The organism is Marinobacterium iners, from assembly GCF_017310015.1.
Taxonomy (GTDB): domain Bacteria; phylum Pseudomonadota; class Gammaproteobacteria; order Pseudomonadales; family Balneatricaceae; genus Marinobacterium; species Marinobacterium iners.
Genome location: NZ_CP022297.1, coordinates 2526996 through 2551456, shown reverse-complemented (window position 1 = coordinate 2551456; position 24461 = coordinate 2526996). Strand labels below are relative to the sequence as shown.

Annotated in this window: 21 protein-coding genes and 1 pseudogene; 18 read left to right on the top strand and 4 right to left on the bottom strand. The window is 53.6% G+C overall.

The window, feature by feature from the left end; all coding sequences use genetic code 11:
• Window positions 1-28 precede the first annotated feature (28 nt).
• The 18 genes and pseudogenes from tnpA (CFI10_RS12335) to CFI10_RS12250 all read left to right on the top strand — a co-directional run bounded on the left by tnpA (CFI10_RS12335) (window position 29) and on the right by CFI10_RS12250 (window position 21057).
• A complete protein-coding gene (gene tnpA / locus CFI10_RS12335; protein ID WP_206834810.1) occupies window positions 29-346 on the top strand; it encodes an IS66 family insertion sequence element accessory protein TnpA in 318 nt (105 codons plus the stop codon).
• Window positions 347-378: 32 nt separating this feature from the next.
• Window positions 379-714 (top strand): IS66 family insertion sequence element accessory protein TnpB, encoded by a 336-nt coding sequence (tnpB, locus tag CFI10_RS12330; protein WP_206834807.1) that lies wholly within the window; start codon window positions 379-381, stop codon window positions 712-714.
• Between the two features lie 46 nt (window positions 715-760).
• Window positions 761-2383 (top strand): IS66 family transposase, encoded by a 1623-nt coding sequence (tnpC, locus tag CFI10_RS12325; protein ID WP_206834804.1) that lies wholly within the window; start codon window positions 761-763, stop codon window positions 2381-2383.
• A 348-nt stretch (window positions 2384-2731) separates the two neighbouring features.
• Window positions 2732-3640 (top strand): PhnD/SsuA/transferrin family substrate-binding protein, encoded by a 909-nt coding sequence (locus CFI10_RS12320; protein WP_206834801.1) that lies wholly within the window; start codon window positions 2732-2734, stop codon window positions 3638-3640.
• Window positions 3637-6972, top strand: coding sequence for a response regulator (locus tag CFI10_RS12315; protein WP_206834797.1), 3336 nt, complete (start codon window positions 3637-3639; stop codon window positions 6970-6972). The genes CFI10_RS12320 and CFI10_RS12315 overlap by 4 nt, the downstream gene beginning before the upstream one ends.
• Before the next feature lie 48 nt (window positions 6973-7020).
• On the top strand, window positions 7021-8376 hold the full coding sequence (locus CFI10_RS12310; RefSeq protein ID WP_206834794.1) for an IS1182 family transposase: 1356 nt from the start codon (window positions 7021-7023) through the stop codon (window positions 8374-8376).
• Window positions 8377-8532: 156 nt separating this feature from the next.
• Window positions 8533-9021, top strand: coding sequence for an Hpt domain-containing protein (locus CFI10_RS12305; RefSeq protein ID WP_206834789.1), 489 nt, complete (start codon window positions 8533-8535; stop codon window positions 9019-9021).
• Window positions 9022-9128: 107 nt separating this feature from the next.
• A complete protein-coding gene (locus CFI10_RS12300; protein ID WP_206834486.1) occupies window positions 9129-10214 on the top strand; it encodes an IS5 family transposase in 1086 nt (361 codons plus the stop codon).
• Between the two features lie 143 nt (window positions 10215-10357).
• On the top strand, window positions 10358-12391 hold the full coding sequence (locus CFI10_RS19370) for a putative bifunctional diguanylate cyclase/phosphodiesterase (protein WP_206834786.1): 2034 nt from the start codon (window positions 10358-10360) through the stop codon (window positions 12389-12391).
• A gap of 28 nt (window positions 12392-12419) precedes the next feature.
• Complete coding sequence (locus tag CFI10_RS12290; RefSeq protein ID WP_206834784.1) at window positions 12420-13514, top strand: methyl-accepting chemotaxis protein; 1095 nt, start codon at window positions 12420-12422, stop codon at window positions 13512-13514.
• Window positions 13515-13711: 197 nt separating this feature from the next.
• Window positions 13712-14641: an HDOD domain-containing protein gene (locus tag CFI10_RS12285; protein WP_341868554.1), complete on the top strand. Its 930-nt coding sequence runs from the start codon at window positions 13712-13714 to the stop codon at window positions 14639-14641.
• Between the two features lie 9 nt (window positions 14642-14650).
• Window positions 14651-15007 carry a DUF3135 domain-containing protein gene (locus CFI10_RS12280; RefSeq protein ID WP_206834779.1) on the top strand — a complete coding sequence of 119 codons (357 nt, stop codon included), beginning with the start codon at window positions 14651-14653 and terminating at the stop codon, window positions 15005-15007.
• On the top strand, window positions 15000-15329 hold the full coding sequence (locus CFI10_RS12275) for a protoglobin domain-containing protein (protein ID WP_206834778.1): 330 nt from the start codon (window positions 15000-15002) through the stop codon (window positions 15327-15329). The genes CFI10_RS12280 and CFI10_RS12275 overlap by 8 nt, the downstream gene beginning before the upstream one ends.
• A 73-nt stretch (window positions 15330-15402) precedes the next feature.
• Window positions 15403-15720, top strand: a complete 318-nt coding sequence (tnpA, locus tag CFI10_RS12270) for an IS66 family insertion sequence element accessory protein TnpA (protein ID WP_206834776.1) — start codon at window positions 15403-15405, stop codon at window positions 15718-15720.
• A gap of 32 nt (window positions 15721-15752) precedes the next feature.
• A complete protein-coding gene (tnpB, locus tag CFI10_RS12265; RefSeq protein WP_206834773.1) occupies window positions 15753-16088 on the top strand; it encodes an IS66 family insertion sequence element accessory protein TnpB in 336 nt (111 codons plus the stop codon).
• 235 nt (window positions 16089-16323) lie between these two features.
• Window positions 16324-17820: pseudogene (gene tnpC / locus CFI10_RS12260) on the top strand (IS66 family transposase); the annotation flags it as partial.
• Window positions 17711-19489 (top strand): EAL domain-containing protein, encoded by a 1779-nt coding sequence (locus CFI10_RS12255; protein WP_341868532.1) that lies wholly within the window; start codon window positions 17711-17713, stop codon window positions 19487-19489. The pseudogene tnpC (CFI10_RS12260) and the gene CFI10_RS12255, both read left to right, overlap by 110 nt.
• 14 nt (window positions 19490-19503) lie before the next feature.
• Window positions 19504-21057, top strand: a complete 1554-nt coding sequence (locus CFI10_RS12250) for a methyl-accepting chemotaxis protein (RefSeq protein WP_206834765.1) — start codon at window positions 19504-19506, stop codon at window positions 21055-21057.
• Window positions 21058-21133: 76 nt separating this feature from the next.
• Here the strand turns inward: CFI10_RS12250 and CFI10_RS12245 are convergent, their stop codons facing one another.
• The 4 genes from CFI10_RS12245 to CFI10_RS12230 all read right to left on the bottom strand — a co-directional run bounded on the left by CFI10_RS12245 (window position 21134) and on the right by CFI10_RS12230 (window position 24185).
• Window positions 21134-22519 (bottom strand): dihydrolipoyl dehydrogenase, encoded by a 1386-nt coding sequence (locus CFI10_RS12245; protein ID WP_206834761.1) that lies wholly within the window; start codon window positions 22517-22519, stop codon window positions 21134-21136.
• A gap of 38 nt (window positions 22520-22557) precedes the next feature.
• Complete coding sequence (locus CFI10_RS12240; protein ID WP_206834757.1) at window positions 22558-22923, bottom strand: hypothetical protein; 366 nt, start codon at window positions 22921-22923, stop codon at window positions 22558-22560.
• A gap of 72 nt (window positions 22924-22995) precedes the next feature.
• Window positions 22996-23325, bottom strand: a complete 330-nt coding sequence (locus tag CFI10_RS12235; RefSeq protein ID WP_206834754.1) for a NifB/NifX family molybdenum-iron cluster-binding protein — start codon at window positions 23323-23325, stop codon at window positions 22996-22998.
• A gap of 206 nt (window positions 23326-23531) precedes the next feature.
• Window positions 23532-24185: a peroxiredoxin gene (locus tag CFI10_RS12230; protein WP_206834752.1), complete on the bottom strand. Its 654-nt coding sequence runs from the start codon at window positions 24183-24185 to the stop codon at window positions 23532-23534.
• Window positions 24186-24461 lie beyond the last annotated feature (276 nt).

Here is a 24461-nt window from a genome sequence, read left to right as displayed (position 1 = left end):
CCATCGTCACCTACGCGAGGAATCCAGCATGAACTCAGCCGAGCGCACTTACCACTGGCAACAGCACATTGAACACTGGCGTGATACTGGGCTATCCGGCGCTGCCTTCTGCAAACAGCAATCGCTGTCCTATCACCAGTTTGTCTATTGGCGCCGCAAGCTCGAAGGTACAGATGATGCGACCGATACCGAGCGCTCACCAACACCCGGCTTTGCTCGCGTCACCCAGGTGGCCGCTTCACCGCTATCGGATGATCTGACCCTGAGGCTTCCGGGTGGCATGGCCATTACAGGCCTGCATGCCGGTAATGTTGACCTGCTCGGTGCAATCCTGAGGCAGCTCTGATGAAGCCACGGTATCTGCGTCCCTCTCGGTCCATGCCCGAGATCTATCTGTACCGTGAGCCCATTGATTTTCGCAAGCAAGCCAATGGCCTGGCGGTGCTGATTGAGCAGGAGTTAGGGCGTAGCCCCTTCACTGGTGCCCTGTATGCGTTCACCAACCGGCAGCGTAACAAGATCAAGTGCCTGATGTGGGAAGACAACGGTTTTATCCTCTATTACAAGGCGCTGGCCGAAGAGAAATTCAAGTGGCCCAGCCCGGCTGATGAGCTGATGCCGCTGACCGGCGAGCAGATCAACTGGTTGCTCGATGGTTATGACATCAGTCTGCTGCAAGGCCATAAAACCGTACATTATGAGGCCGTTGGATAGCGGGTTTTGGGTGCTTCAACTGGCTGTTTTTGATATAATTTTGCCCATGAAAACACAGCCCGAAACCACCTCAAAGATGCCTGAACTCAGCGGTTTATCGACCGCTGACTTGCTGTCGATGGTGGCTGGTCTACAGCAGCAACTCCAACATCAAGAGCAGCATATCCAGAAGCGCGAGCAATACATCCTGCTGCTGGAAGAGATGCTGCGCTTGCAGCGCATCCAGCGGTTCGCGGCCAGCAGTGAAAAAACGGTCCACCAGATCCACCTCTTCGATGAGTCCGAGCTGGAAGCCGAGATCGATCAGCTGCGGGATCAGCTCCCGGATGATATTGAAGTTGCTGAAGACGATACTCCTGCTGCCGCGTCTACACCCAAACGCCGTCAGCGTGGCTTCTCTGATAATCTGCTGCGTGAGCGCATCGAGCTGTGCCTCAGCGATGAGGAAAAAGCTGGGGCAGTGAAAACCTTCTTCACCAAGGTCAAGGAAGAGCTGGAATACATCCCGGCTCAGCTCAAAGTGCTGGAATACTGGCAGGAAAAAGCGGTGTTCGAGCAGGACGGTGATGAGCGTATCCTGGCCGCGGCTCGCCCGACACACCCGCTGGGCAAATGCATCGCTACTCCGGCCCTGCTGGCTTACCTGATCACCTCCAAATATGCCGATGGCTTGCCGCTCTACCGTCAGGAGCAGATGTTCAAGCGTCTGGGCCATGAGCTGAGTCGCACCAGCATGGCCCACTGGATCATCCGTCTGGATGAGGTGTTCAAACCGCTGATCAACCTGATGCGGGAAGCGCAGAACAGTGCGGCCTACCTGCAGGCCGACGAAACCCGCATCCAGGTACTCAAAGAGGATGGCAAAGCTGCCCAATCCGATAAATGGATGTGGGTGACCCGAGGCGGACCGCCGGGCCAACCGTCCGTCCTGTTCGCCTATGATCCCTCCCGAAGTGGAGCGGTGCCCGTGCGCCTGCTCGATGACTTCAAGGGTGTGCTGCAGGCGGATGGTTACTCCGGTTATGAACCGATCTGTTCAGCCAATAAGCTGACCCGCATTGGCTGCTGGGATCACGCCCGCCGCAAGTTCATCGAAGCGACCAAAGCGGCCAAGCCGGCGGGTAAAGGCAAACAGGCCAAGCTGTCCAAAGCGGATGTGGCACTCAGTCACATCAACAAACTGTATGCCATCGAACGTCAGATCAAGGACCTGAGCATTGCCGAACGCTATCAGATCCGTCAGGCATCGAGCCTGCCTCGACTGGAAGCGTTCAAGGCCTGGCTGGACGCCAACGTGGGTCGCGTGATGAAAGGCGGGTTAACTCGCAAAGCTATGGAATACACCCTGAACCAGTGGCCCACCCTGATCGGCTACTGTGAGCGGGGTGACCTGCACATCAGCAACGTGCTGGCCGAGAATGCCATCCGTCCGTTCGCCGTGGGTCGCAAGGCCTGGTTGTTCGCGGATACCCCGCAGGGCGCTCACGCCAGCGCCACCTGCTACTCCCTGATCGAAACGGCCAAAGCCAACGACCTGGAACCCTCGGCGTACATCCGGCATGTGCTGGAGCGTATCGCCAACGCCGACACACTGGAAAAGCTGGAGCGACTGCTGCCCTGGAATGTTGAACTGGAGCGGACTTCAAAAAAAGTGGCGCAGTACAGTTAAGGGCAAGTGGGTCGTTTTAACGGCGTGTACGTATTATCAACGCACATGAAGGACGTATTGAAGTAGAGAGTGCGTTGGGTGAGGGGAGCTGCTTCAGAGTAATATTGCCGAAAATCAATGACAGTCGTGATTCCGCTTGACAGTCTTGTTGTGTCGCTGTGTTAGAAAAGCCAAGTGCCTGTGTGAAAGCTGGCTCTTTGTTGCAAAAGCTTGTAAGTTGGTTTTAAAACAATGGTTTAATCCCGTTGTTTTTACATGGCCAATGCCATTAGATACAAGTTGCAACGCGTTATTTGCGTAGTGTCAATAAATCCGACATTTTCAGATGTTGTCTTATAGCGACATTGGATGGAAGATTTAACTCAAACCTTGAGATGGAATTTCCGTGTGAGAATGTCACGCCTGGTATCGGTATTGTTCTGGTTATGTGCCCTCTCTCCTGTTTGCGCTGCTGGAACGATCAGGTTTGCCCCCCTGCCGATGGCAAGCCTTGAGCATATGACTCGTGAATATCTACCGTTTCTGGATTATTTGGAGAAACAGACGGGGCAGACCTTCGAGCTTGCTTACCACGCTTCATACGAAACCCTACTGGACGCTTTGTCTGCCGGGCAGGTGGATCTAGCCTACCTTGGACCGCTTCCGTATGTGGCGCTTACCGAGCGAAGCCATAACATGCAACCGGTGGTGCAATTCTTGGATGCACAGGGGGAGTCCAACTATACCTGTGCATTAGTGCACTTTGCGGATCAACCTCTGACTTTGATTCACCCAGATCGAATACAACGATTTGCCCTGACGCAACCTCTTTCAACCTGTGGCTACCTCATGGTCGAAGCGTATCTACAGGCACAGGGAGAAAGTCTAGAAAACGAACAGCACGAATACACCTATGTAGGCAGTCATGAAGATGTTGCGCTCAAGGTGATATTGGGGCAGTACGATGTGGGTGGGCTTAAGACACAAATTGCACAGAGATATCATCACCTTGGGCTCAGAGTTATAGATGAGACACCACCCATGCCCGGATTTGTGCTGGTTGCCAATACCGACACATTGGACAGCGCAATAACAGATCAAATCCGGATGGCTTTGCTTGAACTTAAGCCGCTTGAAAACCCAAGTGATGCGGAAGTGGTGAGAGGCTGGAGCGCAAATCTCAAATATGGCGCGATTAGAGTAGATGAAGGCCTATTTGACCCGGTTCGTCAGCAATGGCGCCAGCTCAAGGTTGACTTGGTAGGAGCCGGGCAATGAATCGCAGAGTTCTTCTGACAGCTTTAACCGGGTTTGTGACCAGTGTGCTGATCGGTATTGGCTTTATACAGTTGCTGGTTGATCTCGAGGTCCGTAACCAGCTTGACTCGCGCCTGCAGCAGGAGGCTGTTGCGTATCGGTCGGTTGTGCGTGGACTTGGGCAGGTTGCGCGCACCCTGTTTGACGAAACCATCAACAAGCCAGAGGTAACAGCCTTGGTCAAGGAGGTGATTGAATCACGTGGGGACCAGCGTGACATCGCACGAGGCCTTCTGTTTCGTGAACTCTACCCCTCTTATTTGCGCTTGAAAGCGCGTGGAGTTCGGCAGCTTCATTTCCATACCCCTGACGGGCTCAGTATGCTTCGGTTTCACAGCCCACTTAAATATGGTGACTCGCTGTTCGAGGTGCGTGAGTCCGTGAGGCTGGCGAACACGGAATTGGTACCGGTAGAAGGTTTTGAGGCGGGTAAACTGTTTCACGGCTTTCGATTTGTATTTCCGCTGTTTCATGAAGGGCAGCACATAGGCAGTGTTGAAAGCAGTGTCTCATTCAAAACCGTAGAAGCAAATCTCAGGGCGTTGGTACCAAATGAACTGTTTGAATTTGTCCTGAACCGTGACCGTGTGTTTTCAATGCTCTATCCCAGTGAGCGCTCCATTTATGAGTCGTTCCGTTTGAATGATGAGTATGTTATCGAAGATGTTGGCGCCAAGCTGGGTCAGCCACGCGATATACCGGCGCTTCAACAGGCACTTGAAGCAGCACTGGCATCCGAGCATGGGCTGATTCGCAGCAAAATGATTTCGGGTGAAGCATTTGGTCTGACGCGAAAGCTCGAGGGCAGGCGCTATGCAGCGCTTTTCATGCCGGTCCACAGTGTTTCAGATCAGGTTGATGCCTATATCCTGACGTTTACTCAAGTACCAGATATTGAGAGCCTGTATCGCAATGGGCTCTGGGTACAGTTGTTCTTTATGGCGCTGATGGCCAGCCTTTCAGTTGGTTACTATCGTCGTCAAACCGCTAATCAGGCTATCGCAACCGAGCGTGAAAAGCTCAAGGCGATAACCGAGCGTATGGCAGAGGGTTTGTTTGTTCAGGACACGCAGGGCCGAATCACATTTTTGAACGAAGCCGCTGAACGTATTCTGGGTATATCCCAGTCTGATGCGACGGGACTGATTGCCCACGATTTGTTTCATGTCCATTACGATGACAGGGGAGCGCCAGTATCGCTGGATCAGTGCCCGATCCGCTCAGTAACTCGCAAAGGCGAGGTATATGAAAGCGAAGACGAGTTTTTTCGCCGTGTGTCGGATCAAACACTTGTTCCGGTTCAGGTCACCAGTGCACGCTTCAGTGTGGCGAATGAGGAAAACGGATCCATCACGATTTTTCGTGACATCACACAACGCAAAACGGACGAAGAGCAACTGCGGTTAGCCGCTATCGTGTTCAGTCATACGGTCGATGGGGTTGTGATTACTGGACCGGATCTACATGTATTGGCCTGCAATGATGCGTTCGTTGAAATTACCGGTTACAGCCGAGATGAATGGCTTGGGCAGCATATCCGTCGCCTTCGCTCGGGAATGCACGATGAAGATTTTTACCGTCAGATGTGGGCTGAGATCAATCAGGATGGTTTCTGGGAAGGTGAGGTTTGGAACAGACGAAAGGATGGTGCTTTGTATCCCCAGGCTCAGACTATAAGTGTGGTGTGCAACAATGCCGGGCAGATCACGCACTATGTTTCGGTGATGTCCGATATAACTGAACGAAAGCAGTATGAAGACGAGTTGAAGCGCGCCCGTGAAGAGGCGCTTGAAAGTGCACATGCAAAGTCACAGTTCTTGGCCAACATGAGTCATGAAATCAGGACGCCGATGAACGGCATGCTCGGTATGCTTGAGCTACTGATGGATACTGAGTTGACTCCAGAGCAGAAAGATTTTTTGAAGATTGCTCAAGGCTCCGGCAAGACGCTGCTGTCATTACTGAATAGTATCCTGGACCTCTCGAAGTACGAGGCGGGACGGGTTGAGCTTGAGCAGATTGATTTCGGCTTGCGCTCCATTTTGGAGGATACGGTCAAACTTTTTGCTCCTCAGGCGCAGGGTAAAGGGTTGGAAATTGCGGTATTGCTTGATTCGAGTGTGCCTGAGTTTGTCTCGGGTGATCCGACGCGGTTGAGGCAGGTGATCACCAATCTGCTCGGTAATGCGATCAAGTTTACGGATCATGGCGAAGTCATATTGAGCGCTAAGCTTGAGGTGTCAGAGCCGGGTGCGCTGATGCTGCATATTGCCATTCGTGATACCGGGATTGGCATTCCTCATGAAGTGCAGGAGCGCATTTTTGAGAGTTTCAGCCAGGCTGATGGATCAACGACCCGGAAATATGGCGGTACTGGGTTGGGTTTGACCCTTAGTCGAGAAATTGTGACCCATATGGGGGGCAAATTGTGGCTTGAGTCTGAGCCTGGCCAAGGCAGCACCTTTCACTTTTGTGTAGTACTCCAGCCTGCGCAGGATCCCGGCAGTCTATTTGTGCCCAGCGAAGAGTTGCAAGGTCTTGGCGCATTGATAGTAGACGATAATGCGACTAACCGTTTGATCCTCGAACACTATTGCGATAGCTGGAAAATCAGTCATCAAAGTGCCGATAGTGGACAGCAGGCGCTGGAATTGCTTGAGCAAAACTGGCGGCAAGGAAAGCAGCCATTTGACCTTGTTCTGACCGACATGATGATGCCCGACATGGATGGTGTCACGCTGGCCAAGCAGTTGAAAAGTGATGACCGCTTCAGCAGCTGTAAACTAATTTTGATCACTTCGTATACAGGGCGGGCGCTCAACCAGCAGGCTGAGAAGGCCGGCTTTGAGTGTCTGTTGGCCAAGCCACTTGGGCGTAATGAACTGCATGATGCGATTGAAAGAGCTCTCTATTCTCACAGGGATGTTACTGATGAAGTATCCATTAGAACAACCACCGAACCTAGACTGGCAGGACTCAGGGTACTTTTGGCTGAGGATAATGATGTAAATCGTATGGTAGCGTTGGCAAATCTGGAGCGTTTGGGGTGCCATGCAGTCAGTGCCGAGAATGGCCGCGAGGCCTTGGAATGGGTACATCGGCAGCGTTTTGATGTTGTTTTGATGGACTGTCAGATGCCGGTGATGGATGGGCTCACTGCCACCCGTGAGTTGAGGATGCTCGAAGAGCAGCACGGTTGGTCTCGTTTACCGGTTATAGCAATGACGGCCTTTGTTACTCCAGTAGAGATTCAACGGTGTTTGGATGCTAGCAGTCTGTCGGGTTTTCGATAGCCCTGTGAGATAATCCACCTGTTATCGAGCCATGACCGGAGCGTCATCATGAGTCGCTTTATTCCAGTAGACCGCCAGACCGACTACCTGCTGCCACCTTCGGTTGATGAGTGGTTGCCTGATGAGCACCTGGCGCGCTTTGTCGTCGATGTGGTCGAACAGCTGGACTTGTCTGCGTTGACACAGCAGTACGCTGGCCGAGGCCACAAGGCGCATCATCCTGCGGTATTGCTGAGCCTGCTGATCTACGGCTACGCCACTGGCGTGATCTCCAGCCGCAAGATCGAACGCGCCACCTACGACTCGATTGCCTTCCGCTACCTGGCCGCGAACACCCACCCCGACCACGATACGCTGGCCACTTTCCGCCGTCGCTTTTTACCTGAGCTGGAACAACTGTTTGTTCAGGTACTGTTGCTGGCACGTGAGATGAAACTGCTCAAGTTCGGCACCATCGCCCTCGATGGCACCAAGGTTAAAGCCAATGCCAGCAAGCACAAGGCGCTGTCCTATGGACATGCCAAGAAGCTGGAGGCTCAGCTCAAGACCGAGGTAAACGCCTTGATTCAACGGGCCGAGGCGGCCGACAACGATGTCGCGACCGATGGTATGGACATTCCGGCCGAAATCGCGCGGCGTGAAGCCCGTTTGGCGGCCATTGCAGAGGCAAAGCTCAAAATCGAAGCCCGTGCGCAAGAACGGGATGCCGCAGAACAAACCGCTTACCAGGATAAAACAGCCAATCGCGATGCGCAGCGAAAGGCAGGCAAAAAGCCGCGTGGGCGTGACCCCAAGCCCCCGATGGGTGGTCCACGCGATAAGGATCAGGCGAACCTCACGGATCCGCAGTCACGCATCATGCCGATCACGGGTAAGGGCTTTGATCAGTGCTATAACGCCCAGGCAGCGGTGGATACTGAGAGCATGTTGGTCACCTCTGTCCACGTCACGCAGGCGACGAATGACAAGCAACAAGTCATGCCGCTACTGAACGCATTGACCGCCTTGCCAGCCTCATTAGGCAAGGTGACCCATCTGCTGGCGGATACCGGTTACTTCAGTGCGGAGAATGTTAAGGTGTGCGCTCAGCAAGGTATTGAGCCTCTTATTGCCATGAAACGAGACGTTCACCACCTGCCGCTCCTTGAGCGCTTTGCAGCCGAGCCGGTGGCACCGGACAGTGATGACCCCGTTGAGCAGATGGCCTATCGTCTGAAAACACAGGCGGGACGGGCCCGTTATGCCCTGCGCAAACATACTGTGGAACCCGTGTTCGGCATCCTCAAACACGTTATGGGGTTCAGGCAGTTCTCACTCAGAGGGCTGGACAACGTCAGTGGTGAGTGGCGTTTGGCGACCTTGGCATGGAATATCAAGCGTATGCATCGCTTAGTAGTGAGCTGACAGACACTGCTGGAAATGAGCGCCTGTGACAGCCGCATAGGGGGTCGAACAGCGGTAAAGCGAATGCACAGGTCATGATGGCTGTTTGGCGATCATTGAAAGCGATAAAGGGCTCTGTCACTCCGACGAGCCACGTTAATCCGACAGACTGCTAGTATGGATGGACACCTTGGTAAGCCTTTTGAGCCTGAGCAGCTTAGACAAATTCTGATGGAGCATGCACGTGGTGTAGTCTCAGATATATCAGAGCCTGACTCAACAGCCTTGCATGAAGAAGATGGTGATAACACAACTCAGGTCTTGAGTCTCGATACCCTGCGGCAGTTGGAAGAGCTGTTGGGTGGCGATATTGTGATGATACTGGAAGCCTTTCTTGAGCAACTGCCTGACCTTGTCCAAGGAGTCATCGAGGGTCTTGAAACCGATAAACAAGAGTTGGCGTATAGGGCAGCACACACTCTCAAAAGCAGTGCTGCCAATGTAGGGGGCATGAGTGTGTCTGAGCAGTCAGCTGAAATTGAACGCAATATCAAAACTCTAGACAAATCGGAGCTGTTTAGTCTCGCCCAGCGGCTATCCACAGAATCAGATAAGCTGGCATGCGCACTGCAAGAATTTCTGAAGTCGTGCCCGCATCAGGAGTAAAGATTGGTCGAATTTAATATAAGCTCTAACAGGCTGTTGATTTTCTACCCCACAAAATGGGGCCTTGGTAGACTATCCGCATCAATAACCGACTGACACGACCCAATATGCGCGGCGAAGACATCATTCAGGAGTCATTGTTCACGACCGTCCATCTGGACACCTTCGTTCCCAGTGAACACCCATTACGACCGATTCGGCAACTGATCGATGAGGCCATGAAGCGGCTCAACTGGCTATTTGATCAGATCTACGCCGAAGGTGGCCGTCAGTCGATCCCGCCTGAGCGTCTGATTCGTGCACAGCTGTTGCAAGTCCTGTTCTCGATTCGCAGTGAACGGCAGCTGGTAGAACAGATCAGCTACAACCTGCTGTACCGCTGGTTCGTTGGGCTGACCATTGATGACCTGGTATGGCACCACTCAAGTTTCAGCACCAACCGGGATCGACTGCTGGAGCATGATGTCGTTACTCATCTGTTTGAAGAGGTGGTCAGTCTGGCACGGGAGCGCAGTCTGCTTTCAGACGAGCATTTCAGCGTCGATGGGACGCTGATCCAGGCCTGGGCATCACAGAAGAGCTTTCGCCGTAAGGACGGTACGGGCAATACAGATGACGATGGTCCTGCCGGACGCAATGCTGAACGCAACTTCAGGGGTGAGAAGCGCAGTAATGAGACCCACGCATCTACCACAGATCCAGAGGCTCGACTGGCCAAGAAGTCGCGGGGTAGTGAGTCACGCATGGCGTACATGGGGCACACGGTCATGGAAAATCGCAATGGCCTGATTGTGAAGGCGGCGGCCAGCCTCGCAACAGGTACGGCTGAACGCGATGTTGCAGCTGAACTGCTGGCCAGGCTGCAGGGCAGTCATCGCAAAACGGTGGGGGCTGACAAAAACTACGATACCCAGGGCTTTGTTTCGGCTTGTCGAAAGATGAAGATAACGCCCCATGTGGCACGAAATGAAAGCCGACCTGGGGGCTCCGCGATTGATGGGCGTACCAGTCGCCATGCGGGTTACACAATCAGCATGCGTCAACGAAAGCGGGTAGAAGAACCCTTTGGCTGGGGTAAAACCATTGGACCCATCCGGCAAGTGATGATGCGCGGTCGGGAGAAGGTTCACAGCCTGTTCCAGTTCACGATGATGGGTTGGAACCTGGTCCGCATGCGCAATCTACAGGGATAGTCCTCTTGAAGGCCCGGAATGGCTGCTGAGCACCGAATATATAGTCCAAAATGGCTAAAAACACGATTCAGCGGCGCCAAAATTGATCAAAAAACAAACATGGCTGTTGAAGTCTGTCAGATTTTCAACAGCCTGCTAAAGATGTGAGCCGTATTCTAGTGGTTGATGATGATCTGACCACACGGCTGACACTGACTAAGATACTCCAGAAAGAAGGTTATGAGGTCGCCCAGGCAGTGAGTGGGCAGTCAGCGGTAGAATGGCTTGCAATCCATTCCGTTCCCGATCTTGTTCTGCTGGATGTGGTGATGCCAGGTATGGACGGCTTTGAGGTCTGTGAGCACATTCGCAGACTGGACACGCGAGTGCCGGTTGTGATGCTGACTGGGCTGGATGATGTGATCGCAATCGACAAAGCCTTTGCACAGGGCGCCACCGATTTCATAACCAAGCCCATCAATTGGGCGCTTCTGATCCGACGTGTTCGATATTCTTTGCGAACCTATCGCATGACCTGTGCACTGGATCAGGTACGGGTCATGCAAAACGAGGCGCAAGAGGTTGCGCAGTTAGGTTTTTTTGAGTGGCATCCAAAGACCGATACTCTTTATTGGGCCTCTGGGTTGATTGAGCTGTTCCAGCTGCCTGAAACCGTGTCTCAGATGGGGCTGGATGGGTATTTACAGCGCGTCGAGTCCAGTCAGCGAGAGCATGTCCGGCAACAGCTGGAAAAATTGCTTACGGATGAGCATGAGCGGGCAATGTTAGGGCATGGTTTTAGGGCAGGAGATGGTGAACGGCATGTTCGCATGATTGCACGCAAAACGGCTGACAATAGCATTCTATGCGTGTTGCAGGACGTGACAGATTTTTGGCAAGCACGACAGACGATCGAGTTTCAGCGCCACCATGACAGTTTGACACAGATGTCGAACCGTAATGCTTTCCAGGCGCTACTTGCGCAGCAATTGGATGATCCCCACCCCTGTGCCGTTGTTACGCTTGATATTGATCGTTTTCATATGATCAATGACTCCTTTGGTCAGGTGGAGGGCGACAAGCTGCTGCAGTTATTTTCCCTGCGTTTGCAAAGCGCGACCCGGGGACTATACCAAATGGCCAGACTTGGAGCAGACGAGTTTGCCATTCTCATACCTGATCTGGATGATCAAGAGGTGCTGGTAAATTGGATAGCCGATCTACAGCTGCGCTTAGGGTCGGCGTATGAGTTGAATGGTCAGCCTGTATTTATTGAAACCAGTGTGGGAGTTGCCATTAGCCCTGAAAATGGTAATGAGCCTAACCAGCTGATCAGTGCTGCAATTCAGGCCAGACTCGTTGCCAAAAGGGCAGGAGGCAGTCGCTTTAAAATTTATGATGAGACTTGCCAAGCTGACTATGCAAAGCGCCTATATATTGAGTCTGAACTCAGGCACGCGCTCGAACGGCATGAGTTCAAGCTTTTCTATCAGCCCCAGCTGGATGTGAAGTCCGGTCGTATTGTGGGGGTTGAAGCACTGATTCGTTGGGACCACCCAGATATGGGGTTGGTCTCACCCGTTGAGTTCATTCCGATCGCAGAGCAGATGGAGCTGATTCACAGTCTCGGCTACTGGGTAGCAGAAGAGGCCATTCGGCAGGCGTACGCATGGTATCAAGAAGGGCTTGGGCTACGGGTCGGCATTAACCTCTCAGGTCGTCAGTTCATGGATAGTGATCTGGCCAGCAAGCTTGGTCGAATGATCAACACGTCAGGTTTGCCTTCGGAGCTGCTGGATCTGGAAATTACTGAAAGCGTGGCCATGGATAATCCTGAGCAGGCCCTTTACTTACTGAATGAATTAAAACAGCTGGGTGTCACCTTGGCCATTGATGACTTTGGCACTGGTTACTCCTCGCTTGAATATCTTCAGAAATTCTGTGTCGACTTCATCAAGGTGGACAGGGCGTTTGTCAAAAACCTGGTTCACAACTCGGCCGATCAGGGGATCGTTAAGGCCGTAATGGGCATTGCTGAGAGCCTGAAAATGAGAGTAATTGCCGAAGGTGTCGAAACTGAGGAGGAGCTGGCACTGCTGACTGCTCTGGGCTGTGATGAAATCCAAGGGTACTTTATCAGCAAACCGGTACCACCTGCTGATATCCCCGGCGTAATAAAACACTATCGTTCCGAATAAATTATCTGCTGTGATACTTGAGGCACATATGTTTGTACTTGGACGTAAGCAACATAAAAAAGAAGAAGAATTCAAAGCACAGCTGCAAGCCCTGCAAGCCGAGCATTTGAAAGAAAAACAGAGCCTGCAAGCGTTGCTGGCAGAGAAAGAGGATCAGCTGCGCCAGCTGCAACAACAGGGGGATAGTGAGGCGGCGGTTATGTCCTGGCAGCTGAAAGGGGTCGATATGCTACTCAGCATTCGTGAGGGGTTGGCGGATACTGCTGAGGAGCTTATCAATGAGCGGAAGGCTCTCAAGCAGCTGGATGCCGTTTTTGATCATACCCGCGAAGCACTCAATAAGCTTGGGCAACGCGCTGGTTTGATTAATGATCAGGCCAGTGCGAGTATGAATGCCGCCACGGTGCTTGATACAACCGCCCACTCAATTTCACAGCTGGTATCCAGCATTCAGGAAATCTCGGACCAAACGAATTTACTGGCATTGAATGCGGCCATTGAGGCTGCTCGTGCAGGTGAAGCTGGACGTGGGTTTGCTGTCGTGGCTGATGAGGTGCGTGCTTTGGCAGGTAAGGCGCACGTCGCCAGCCAAGAAATTGAGCGGTTGGTGGCTCTAGTGATTGATCAGACCAGTTCAATTAAGTCTGTGGTCAACCAGAACCAAGAGGTTGCGTCCGATGTGGCGGCCTCTTCGACCCAGATTGACTCAGTGGTCGGAGATGTTATAAGCCGCTCTGATCATATGCAGCGTGTGATTCGCATTGCCACAACCGCCTCGTTCCTCAATACGGTCAAGCTTGACCATGCGGTCTGGAAAAACCAGATTTACAGTCTCATTGAGCGTGGCGAGTTTTCAGAGGGGGCCAACAGTCACACGGAGTGTCGCTTGGGGCACTGGTACTATGATGGCTATGGTGGCCGTAAATACGCAGGCTTGAACAGTTTCAAGGCGCTGGAAAGCCCACACCGTCAGGTACATGATTCAGGTCGTGCTGCCTTGGCCTATGGTGCACAAAAAGATTACAAAGGCATGCTGCAACAACTCGAGCAGATGGAAAAGGCCAGTCTTAGTGTGGTGCGGTGTATTGACAGCTTGATGCGTGAGGTTTCGCAAAAGGTTTGATCTGAACCCCCTGACCTCTACTGCAAAACACCCTCCCTACCGACTCCCGCCATATTTCTATTTCTGATGTTGAGGTGCGACAAAAAGTCGCACCTTAGGGATTGGTTACGCTCGTTAGTTTGTGTCATAATTGTCACAAAGGACTTAACTTGCGGGTTTGTTGTGCTGTGATTTCCCAATCTCGACTGGAAGTTCACATGCAGAAGGAGAGGATCATGAGCAGTGTTGAATTCAGTGTGATTTCTCTTGAAGAAATCGAAGAACGTCTTGAGCAGCTACCCCTGTTGCCAAGTGTGATGTTTGAACTGATGAAGTCAGACCCGGACAGCGATACCTTTTTTGATGATATGGTACGACTCGCAAAGGCTGATCCGCCACTGGCAAGTTTGATCATCGGTTATGCCAACTCGGCTGCCTGTATTGGGAGTACATCTGTTGACAGCATCGAGGCAGCCTTGGCTCGGGTTGGCTCTAACACCATCCTGCAACTGTTAATGGCTATCTCTGTAGCACGTGTGTTTGTGCCTGCAAAGGATGAGCAACGCAATATATGGAGACATTCGCTTGAGGTCGCCCATATCGCGTTGTTCATGGCCCGTACTGCATATTTCTCTACAGTAAAACCAGAAACAGCCTATATGGCAGGCCTGTTGCATGACCTTGGGCGCTTCGTCATGTTGCAGGTCGCCCCAGATGTTTTGAAAGATACTGATGTACGCGGCTGGGGGGCGGCCGAAGAGCTTATCTCGACTGAGCAGAGTGTCCTGGGGTTCACACATACAGTTGTTGGGCAGATGGCCTGCAAAAAAATGCACTTGCCGGCTTTAATCAGCAATATTGTCCGCTATCACCACCATCCTGAGGTGGTACGCCACCCGAAAGTTCACAAAGAGCTGCGTGATCTGCTAATCATTATTCAGTTTGCCGATGCATTGAGTTTCTATCTGGCGGCCAATCCTGGCTGGAGTGCTGAGCCTGAAGCGGTTCTGAAACAACAGATTGAAAGTACAGTGGTTTCTCACGCCTGGGGTGGTGCGAGGCTCCCCTTGGGTGAGCTGGTACATGCCTTACCCATAATTTATGCGGAATGTGATAACGCATGCAACCTGTTGGGCATCAGAAAGTAAGGAAGTGTTATGAAAATGATGGGGGTTGAGTTACCAAGTTTTGATGAGCTTGCTCGCTTGGCGGCAGATGACCCAGCGGCGCTGGAAGCATTGCGGCAAGATCTGGTAGCCCAACATATTGCCAGCAGGCCTGAGGCAAAGCATCAAAAGCTTGAGCGTTTGCAATTCAGAATTAATGGGGTGCTTCGGCGTGCCGGAAACCCACTCCATGCCTGTGTATTGTTGAATCAATTGATGCTGGACAGTACAGCCAATCTATTGAATGAGATGAGGCTGCTGCCACATACGGAGATCGATGGGCCTTCACAGATAGCTATGAGCTCAAAAAAGCCACATCTAATACTGGTTTCCAAAAATCATGGCTGAAATGAGCATGAAATATCCATCAACAGCTGAAGTGGCTACCGCTATAGAGCTTAGCGCGGAGAGTTTTGAACAGCGAAAAGCATTGCTTACTTTTACGGCCGCAGATGCGCAACTGCTCAAACAGATCCAGCCGCGGATGTCGGTTTATGCTGAGCAGTTGATAGATTCTTTTTACAATCACTTGATGCAGTTTGAAGCGGTTGCAGATCTTCTGAAAAATGACTCAACTCGATCACGGCTGAAAGACACTCAACGAGGTTACTTTGAGCGTTTGTTGTCAGGGCGGTATGACTACGACTACGCCCTTGATCGTAAGCGCTAGAGAATCAGCACCTTTTTTCCAGCCACTAACCGCCGCACACTGATTCCATCGTCACCTACGCGAGGAATCAGTTATGAACTCAGCCGAGCGCACACACTACTGGCAACAGTACATTGAACACTGGCGCGATACCGGGCTATCCGGCGCTGCTTTCTGCAAACAGCAATCGCTGTCCTATCACCAGTTTGTCTATTGGCGCCGCAAGCTCGAAGGTACAGATGATGCGACCGATACCGAGCGCTCACCAACACCCGGCTTTGCTCGCGTCACCCAGGTGGCCGCTTCACCGCTATCGGATGATCTGACCCTGAGGCTTCCGGGTGGCATGGCCATTACAGGCCTGCATGCCGGTAATGTTGACCTGCTCGGTGCAATCCTGAGGCAGCTCTGATGAAACCGCGGTATCTGCGTCCCTCTCGGTCCATGCCCGAGATCTATCTGTACCGTGAGCCCATTGATTTTCGCAAGCAAGCCAATGGCCTGGCGGTGCTGATTGAGCAGGAGTTAGGGCGTAGCCCCTTCACTGGTGCCCTGTATGCGTTCACCAACCGGCAGCGTAACAAGATCAAGTGCCTGATGTGGGAAGACAACGGTTTTATCCTCTATTACAAGGCGCTGGCCGAAGAGAAATTCAAGTGGCCCAGCCCGGCTGATGAGCTCATGCCGTTGACCGGCGAACAGATCAACTGGTTGCTCGATGGTTATGACATCAGCCTGCTGCAAGGCCATAAAACCTTGCATTATGAGGCCGTTGGATAGCGGGTTTTGGGTGCTTCAACTGGCTGTTTTTGATATAATTTTGCCCATGAAAACACAGCCCAAAACCACCTCAAAGACGCCTGATATCAGCAGTTTATCGACCGCTGACTTGCTGTCGATGGTGGCCGGGCTGCAGCAGCAACTGGCCTCGAAAGAGGACGAGCTTGAGCAGCAAAACCAGGTGCTTGAGCAGCGGGATCAGGTCGTCAAAGAGCGCGACCGGCAACTCCAGCAGCGCGAGCAATACATCCTGTTGCTGGAAGAGATGCTGCGTTTGCAGCGCATCCAGCGCTTCGCGGCCAGCAGTGAGAAAACGGCCCACCAGATCCACCTGTTCGATGAGTCCGAGCTGGAAGCCGAGATCGATCAGCTGCGGGATCAGCTCCCGGACGATATTGAAGTCGCTGAAGACGATACCCCTGCTGCCGCGTCTACACCCAAACGCCGTCAGCGCGGCTTCTCCGATAGCTTGCTGCGTGAGCGCATCGAGCTGCGGCTGAGTGATGAAGAGAAGGCCGGGGCCGTCAAAACCTTCTTCACCAAGGTGAAGGAAGAGTTGGACTATATCCCGGCTCAGCTCAAAGTACTGGAATACTGGCAGGAAAAAGCCGTGTTCGAGACGAACGGCGACGAGCGGATCGTAGCCGCGGCTCGCCCGACACACCCGCTGGGCAAATGCATCGCCACCCCGGCCCTGCTGGCCTACCTGATCACCTCCAAATATGCCGATGGTCTGCCGCTGTATCGTCAGGAGCAGATGTTCAAGCGTCTGGGCCATGAGCTGAGCCGCACCAGCATGGCGCACTGGATCATCCGTCTGGATGAGGTGTTCAAACCCCTGTTCAACCTGATGCGGGAGGCGCAGAACAGTGCGGCCTACCTGCAGGCCGACGAAACCCGGATCCAGGTACTCAAAGAGGACGGCAAGGCTGCCCAATCCGATAAATGGATGTGGGTGACCCGGGGCGGACCACCCAGCCAACCATCAGTCCTGTTCGCCTATGATCCTTCCCGAAGCGGAGCGGTACCCGTACGCCTGCTCGATGACTTCAAGGGTGTCCTGCAGGCCGATGGTTACTCCGGTTATGCGCAGATCTGTTCAGCCAATAAGCTGACCCGCATCGGCTGCTGGGATCACGCCCGCCGCAAGTTCATCGAAGCGACCAAAGCGGCCAAGCCGGCGGGTAAAGGCAAACAGGCCAAGCTGTCCAAAGCGGATGTGGCACTCAGTCACATCAACAAACTGTATGCCATCGAACGTCAGATCAAGGACCTGAGCATTGCCGAACGCTATCAGATCCGTCAGGCATCGAGCCTGCCTCGACTGGAAGCGTTCAAGGCCTGGCTGGACGCCAACGTGGGTCGCGTGATGAAAGGCGGGTTAACTCGCAAAGCTATGGAATACACCCTGAACCAGTGGCCCACCCTGATCGGCTACTGTGAGCGGGGTGACCTGCACATCAGCAACGTGCTGGCCGAGAATGCCATCCGTCCGTTCGCCGTGGGTCGCAAGGCCTGGTTGTTCGCGGATACCCCGCAGGGCGCTCACGCCAGCGCCACCTGCTACTCCCTGATCGAAACGGCCAAAGCCAACGACCTGGAACCCTCGGCGTACATCCGGCATGTGCTGGAGCGTATCGCCAACGCCGACACACTGGAAAAGCTGGAGCGACTGCTGCCCTGGAATGTTGAACTGGAGCGGACTTCAAAAAAAGTGGCGCAGTACAGTTAAGGGCAAGTGGGTCGTTTTAACGGCGTGTACCCTTGATCGTCTTGCCGTTGGTGTTACACATGAACGTGTCGGCTTGCAACCAGAGTGGTATACAGGCGCCTTTGGCTGCTATCTGCATCACTTCAGCTTGGCCCTTCAGCATGAACTGCGTTATGCACCCGAGAAGGTAGGTCAAGTGTTAACAGCTTTGAATAAGCTGGTGCTGCTGGATGTGACACTTGCGCTCGATGCCTACAGTTATGCCGGTCAATGCGCCATCGTTAATGCCCGAGACGATGTGCAGCATCTGTATGACGAACAGACCCGACACATTCAGCAGCTCGCCTTTTACGACAGCTTGACCGGTTTGCCAAATCGCAATCTGCTGGGCGAGCAGGTCGAACAACTGCTGGCCATTGCGCGCCGAGAGGGTCGCACGCTCAGTCTCATCTACATGGATATCATTAATCTCAAAGAGATCAATGACACTCTGGGGCATGAAGTGGGGGATGCGTTGCTCAAGGCGGTCAGTCTGAGGTTGCTCCAGACAATCCGCGAAATGGACCTGCTGGGGCTGCCTGAACAGGCCTCCGGTGGAACTCTGGCTCGCATTACCGGTGACGAGTTTGCCCTGGCCTGTTTTGTGCCGGACGGGGATGCGGTGCTGTCACTGGTATCGCGCATCAACAAGGCATTCGCCGAGCCATTTCGGGTTGACGGCGCCGAAGTGACTGTGCGCAAGCGCTATGGCGTTGTGTTGGCACCTCACGATGGCGACAGCTACGAAATTCTGCTCCGGCACGCCGATATTGCACTGCATCAGGCCAAGGCGCGCACTGATCAGGTGTGCTTTTACGATGCGCTGCTGGGTTTGAAAATCAGAGAAAGAGCCTATCTCGCCCGTCGGCTTGAGGCTGCACTGGTTCAGGGTAAAGGGCTGGAGTTGCGCTTTCAGCCGCAGGTGTGCCTTGCCACGGGTCGGCTCTGTGGCGCCGAGGTGTTGTTGCGCTGGTTTGATGCCGAACTGGGGTGGGTCAGTCCCAACCAGTTCATACCGCTGGCGGAGGAGCGAGGCTTGATCGACATGATCACCCGCAAGGTGCTGAAAATGGCAGGGCACCAGCGCCGTGTATGGCAGGAGCAGGGCCTGCTGGTGCCGGGTCGGATTCAGATAAAACTGGCGGTGAATGTGTCGGCGCGTGATCTGGATGACAGCCGCTTTGCCAATGACCTGTTGCTGTTACTGGCGGAGGAAGGTGTTTCACCGAGCGATTTTGAGCTGGAGCTGACCGAAACCGGTCTGATGCGTGACCCCGAGGATGCCATCAATATGCTGCATCACCTCAAGGAAAAAGGTTTTGCTCTGGCCATTGATGACTTTGGAACCGGTCACTCATCGTTGAATTATCTGAAAGACATAGATGCGGATCTGTTGAAAATCGATATGTCGTTTGTACGTAACCTGGATCGTGATGCTGCCAACCGGGCGATCGTGCAAACCATCATCGCCACTGCACATATTTTCGGTATGAAAACCCTCGCGGAAGGGATTGAAAATGAAGCGATCGCGGACGAGTTGAAGCGGATGGGCTGTGATTACGGGCAAGGCTACTGCTTTGCTCGTCCCCTGACAGCAACAGAATTTGAACAGCGCTGGCTCTGTAGCCAGGCAGCAGATGTTATGGCGTAATCGAGGTAGTCGAGATGAAAAACAATGGCCCCGTGACTCAGCGTGAACAGCACTTTGATGCGCATGTTAAGCTGATCTCATCAACCGATCTGTCGGGTGTGATCACTCACTGTAATGATGCCTTTCAGAAAATCAGCGGTTACGCCCGCGAAGAGCTGATTGGGCAGAATCATAACCTGGTGCGGCATTCGGATATGCCGGCGGAAGCGTTCGAGGTGATGTGGAACCACCTCAAGGCGGGTCGCCCCTGGATGGGGCTGGTCAAAAACCGTTGCAAAAACGGCGATCACTATTGGGTCAGCGCCTATGTGACCCCCGTGACCGAAGCAGGTAAGGTAGTGGGTTATGAGTCCGTTCGCTCCTGTCCTGCGCGCAAGGATGTAGAGCGTGCGGAGAAACTGTACGCCCGTATTAATCGCAAGCGCCGTCAGTTGCAATTACCGCGCTATCTGCAGCAATTCCTGATTGCGCTGGCCTTTATCGTACCGGCGGTAGCGCTGGCCTATTGGCTATCACCACTGGCCAGTACCCTCTGGTTGATCGCTGCCCTGTTGATCTTCGGTGGTATTCAGTACCTGCACCACAAACATGACCTTGACCTGATCAGCAAAGAGTTGCACGGGGTATTTATGCACCCTCTTGCGGCCAATACCTACACCAATCAGCATGGTTTGACCGGTAATATTATGGTGGGTGTGATGAGTTTGCGTGCACATCTGGATGCGGTGTTGACCCGTATTGAGGACGCATCTCGAGAGGTGGCGGAGCAGTCACGCCGAGGACTAGAATTATCTGAAACCGCGCGCGAGGAAATTCAGGCTCAGACTCATCAAACCGAGCTGGTAGCGACCGCCATGCACGAGATGTCGCTGGCGATTCACGAAATCTCGCACAACGTGCAGAAAACAGCGGGTCAGGCCGAGTATTCCAGAGAGCTGGCCGGGCAGGGTGGCGAGATTGCCCGCATCACCTGTACCTCGATTGAAGAGCTGCGCAACACCGTATCTGAGATCGGTCAGGCGGTGCAGTTACTGGCTGAGCAGACCAGTGAGATTGCTCATGCTGCCCAGTCTATCGAAGATATCTCCGATCAAACCAACCTGCTGGCACTGAACGCGGCGATTGAGGCGGCCCGTGCCGGTGATCATGGTCGCGGCTTCTCGGTTGTGGCGGATGAAGTGCGTGTACTGGCGGGCAATACCCGAGAGTCGGCGCAGAACATCCGTAAAATCGTCGAAGGGTTGACAGGTCAGGCCCACTCTTCGGTTGCCGTGGCCAAAGAGGGCGCGGAGGATGCAGAGACCGGTCTGCAGCGGGTTATTGAGTCGGAATCCATGCTGCAGGGGATTGCCGAGGCGGTGAATCAGATTTCGGCGATGTCCGAGCAGATGGCCGCGGCGGTTGAGGAGCAGGCGCTGGTATCGGAGGAGGTGAACCGTCAGGTGAAAGAGATTTCCGAGCTGGCCGAACGCAGCCTGGCCAGAACAGAAGAAAGCGCTGAAAGTATTCGCCAGTCACAGCGGGTATCCGACCAGTTGCATGAGCTGGTCAACCGTTTCAAGCAATAATGTTGCAGGCGCTGTCAGTACTGGGGTCTGAACAGCGCCATCAATTCCAGGCAGCCACTTGGATCGTCTGCTGACTTCAAAGGCGTGTCTGCAGATCACGCAATAGGCTGCGAAGCCCTTCTTCCAGCACCGGGTGATAGTAGGGCATCGCCAAAAGATCGCTAACGCTCAACTGTTGCTGCATGGCCCAGGCCAGCAGGTGGGCTAGATGCTCAGCGTCAGGCCCGAGAATTTCGGCCCCGAGCAGGGTTCCGCTGCCGGTTTCAGCCCATACCTTCATCAAGCCTCTGTCTCTGCCCAGTACCTTGGCGCGGGCCTGATCAGCGAAGTCATACGCGGCTTCTGCAAAGCGGCCGGAAAACTGCTCGTGGATATCGGCAGGGCGCATGCCGATCGTCGCAATTTGCGGATCGGAAAACACAACGGCCAACGGGACTGTGCGATCTCCCGGCTGCAGATCGGGCAGCAGGGCGGCATTACGGCCTGCAATGCCACCTTCATCCGCAGCCTCATGGAGCAGGGGCAGATGGTTGTTGGCATCACCGGCGATGAATATGTGTTCGACCGAACACTGCAACGTGTGTGGATCGAAAACAGGCACACCACGGTCATCCAGCTGCAGATGAGTCTGATCAAGTCCCAGTTGATCCACGTTGGGCCGCCGCCCGGTTGCCGCAAGCAGGTAGTCAAAGTGCTCGGTCAGAGGCTTTTCATCGGTATGTATGAAAGTGACTTCGACAGCCCTGTCCGTTTCACGGATCTCTTTTACCTGGGCATCGGGATCAAGCGGGAATTCAGCGCTGAAACATTCAACAGCTGCTTGGCGAATCTCATCATCACCGATTGGTCCTACGGCTCCACCAACGCCGAACATGCGCACCCGTACCCCAAGGCGGAGCAGGGCCTGCCCCAGTTCCAGTCCGATCACACCAGGACCGAACACGGCAACGGACTCTGGCAGGGTGTCCAGCTCAAACAGATCATCATTGAGCAGCAGCCGCTTGCCGGCTTTCTGCAAGAATTCGGGTACTGCAGGGCGAGAGCCGGTGGCGATCACTACTCTGGCCGCCTCAATGAGCTCTCCATCCGCCGTTTCCAGCATGTGGTCAGAGATGAAACGCACGGGTTTATGCAGCATGTCCTGTTCCGGAATTGACTCCATTCCTTCCAGTACCTTGCCGACAAAACGATCGCGCATCCGGCGGACACGCTGCATCACTTTGTGGCCATCCACTTGAATGTCGGCCGCACTCACGCCGAACATATCCGAGTGGCGCATATGCCAGGCGGTATCGGCCGCGGCAATCAACAACTTGCTGGGCATGCAGCCGACACGGGCACAGGTGGTGCCCAGCGGACCTGGATCGATAAGTAGTACCGAGTCCGTATGCTTTCGGGCTGCCCTATAGGCGGTTAGGCCGGCAGTTCCGGCACCAATAACGGCAACTGTTACCTTGCGCATGTTAACTCCTTGTCAATTGCGAACAGGTGATTAGAAATTCATGGCCGTAAATCCAGCCTTGGCTGAGTACGCTCATCTCCGCGCAACGCGCAGAACTCCTGCTTACGACCATTACTGTAGCTGACCTGCACGTTGAAGCCCATTCCGGGACCGTGGTTCAGCGCCAGGGTGCGTACTTCCCCCGGCGCAATGCGAAAAGTCTGAATACTGGATTGGGTATCGGCACTGCCAAAATCCAGCTGTATGGATTCGATAGTCACATCGCTGACGTTGCGAAAACTGACTTCCAGGCCCAGTACTGGTGCTGTAAGCCGACCCATCAACCAACCGCCTGCCAGTGCGAGCAAAACGCTGAAAACGAGTATCCGGCGAACAAAAGGCGTCAAAAGAGGTGAAGGGGTCATTCCTGCTCCTTGTCGATCACAGCGCCATACCTGGACAGACCAGACTAAAACCTACCGGATGACGTCTTAATATCAGTCATCTTCCTGTTCAGTCCGGCTATCAAGATAATGTTGGATGGCTTTATCAGGCTCAGTCTGGGTTGTTACTTTTGCCACTATCGCCTTGCGCGCCAGACGCTGGACCAGACCACTACCCATGCCGCCGGTCAGCAGTACATCAACCCCATCCAGCGGATGAGGTACATTGCTGTCACTGTCATGAAAAGACTCTTCCTTGCTCAACTCGAGCAGGTTCTTGTTGGTAATGACACCGTTTTCGACGGTGTAGATCCAGAATCGCCGGCAGCGTCCGGCATGTTCAGTAACGGTCTTGCGGTTTTGACTGGTAACGGCAATTTTCATATCGTGAACCTGTCTGTTTGTGGTTTTCAGAAATACAGGCCAGTATTTATGCAGGTGCTGCCAGACAGGCATGGGGAAACCCGGAGAGGCACACCGCCAACCGACCTGCCTCGTCAGGGGCAGGCCGGAATCAGCACCAATGTATATCAGAGCTGTTGAGTACTATTGTTTCGAGCATAGTGTTCGAGCAATAGTGACAGCCGGAATTAAGACGGCTGTTTAGTGGTACGCAGGTACGGCAGTTTGACGTCGATATCGCCGAACTTGGCCTTGGCTTCTTCGTCGTTCAGCGACAAAGCCACGATCACGTCATCACCCACTTCCCAGTTGGCGCCGGTTGCGATCGGCACCTTGTAGGTTGCCTGCAGCGCATCCAGAGCACGTACGACTTCAGCGAAGTTACGGCCGATGGACATCGGGTAGGTCATGGACAGCTGCAGCTTCTTGTCCGGGCTGAAGATGAACACGACACGTACGCTGGCGGAGTCAGCTGCGGTACGGCCATCCGGCAGGTAGGCATCAGCCGGCAGCATGTCCAGAGCCTTGGCAACAGCCATGTCTTCGTCAGCGATGATCGGGAACTTGGCCGGTGCGCCGGCGTATTTCTCGATATCGGCTTTCCATTCAACGTGCTCGTCCACGCCATCAACGGACAGGCCGATCACCTTGGTGCCGCGTTTTTCCCACTCGGCAGCCAGCTGTGCTACAGCACCGAATTCGGTGGTGCAGACCGGGGTGAAGTCCTTCGGGTGGCTGAACAGGATCGCCCAGCTGTCACCGATGAAGTCGTGCAGTTTGAAGTCGCCCAGATCGGTTTTCAGATCAAGGTTAGGTACGGTGTCATTAATGCGAAGTGCCATTTTATTTCTCCTGTTGTCATTCATTTGGCGCTGCTGCGCCCCTACTGAGAACACATTATTATAAGCTTATAACAAAATGAAATTTAACATGGCAATGGGGGCAATAGTAGAAGTTTATTGCACTGTCCCAACTGCACGCCGAGGCCCAGCCTCAGTCGAGTGGCCGCTTCATTGTCATGGAAGTACGGGTAGATCAGCTGCACGGTTAACCCAGAACTGCGCCACGTTGATGTTGGAGTTCAGCCAAAAAGCATAGCCCTTAGGGCATGAAGGTTC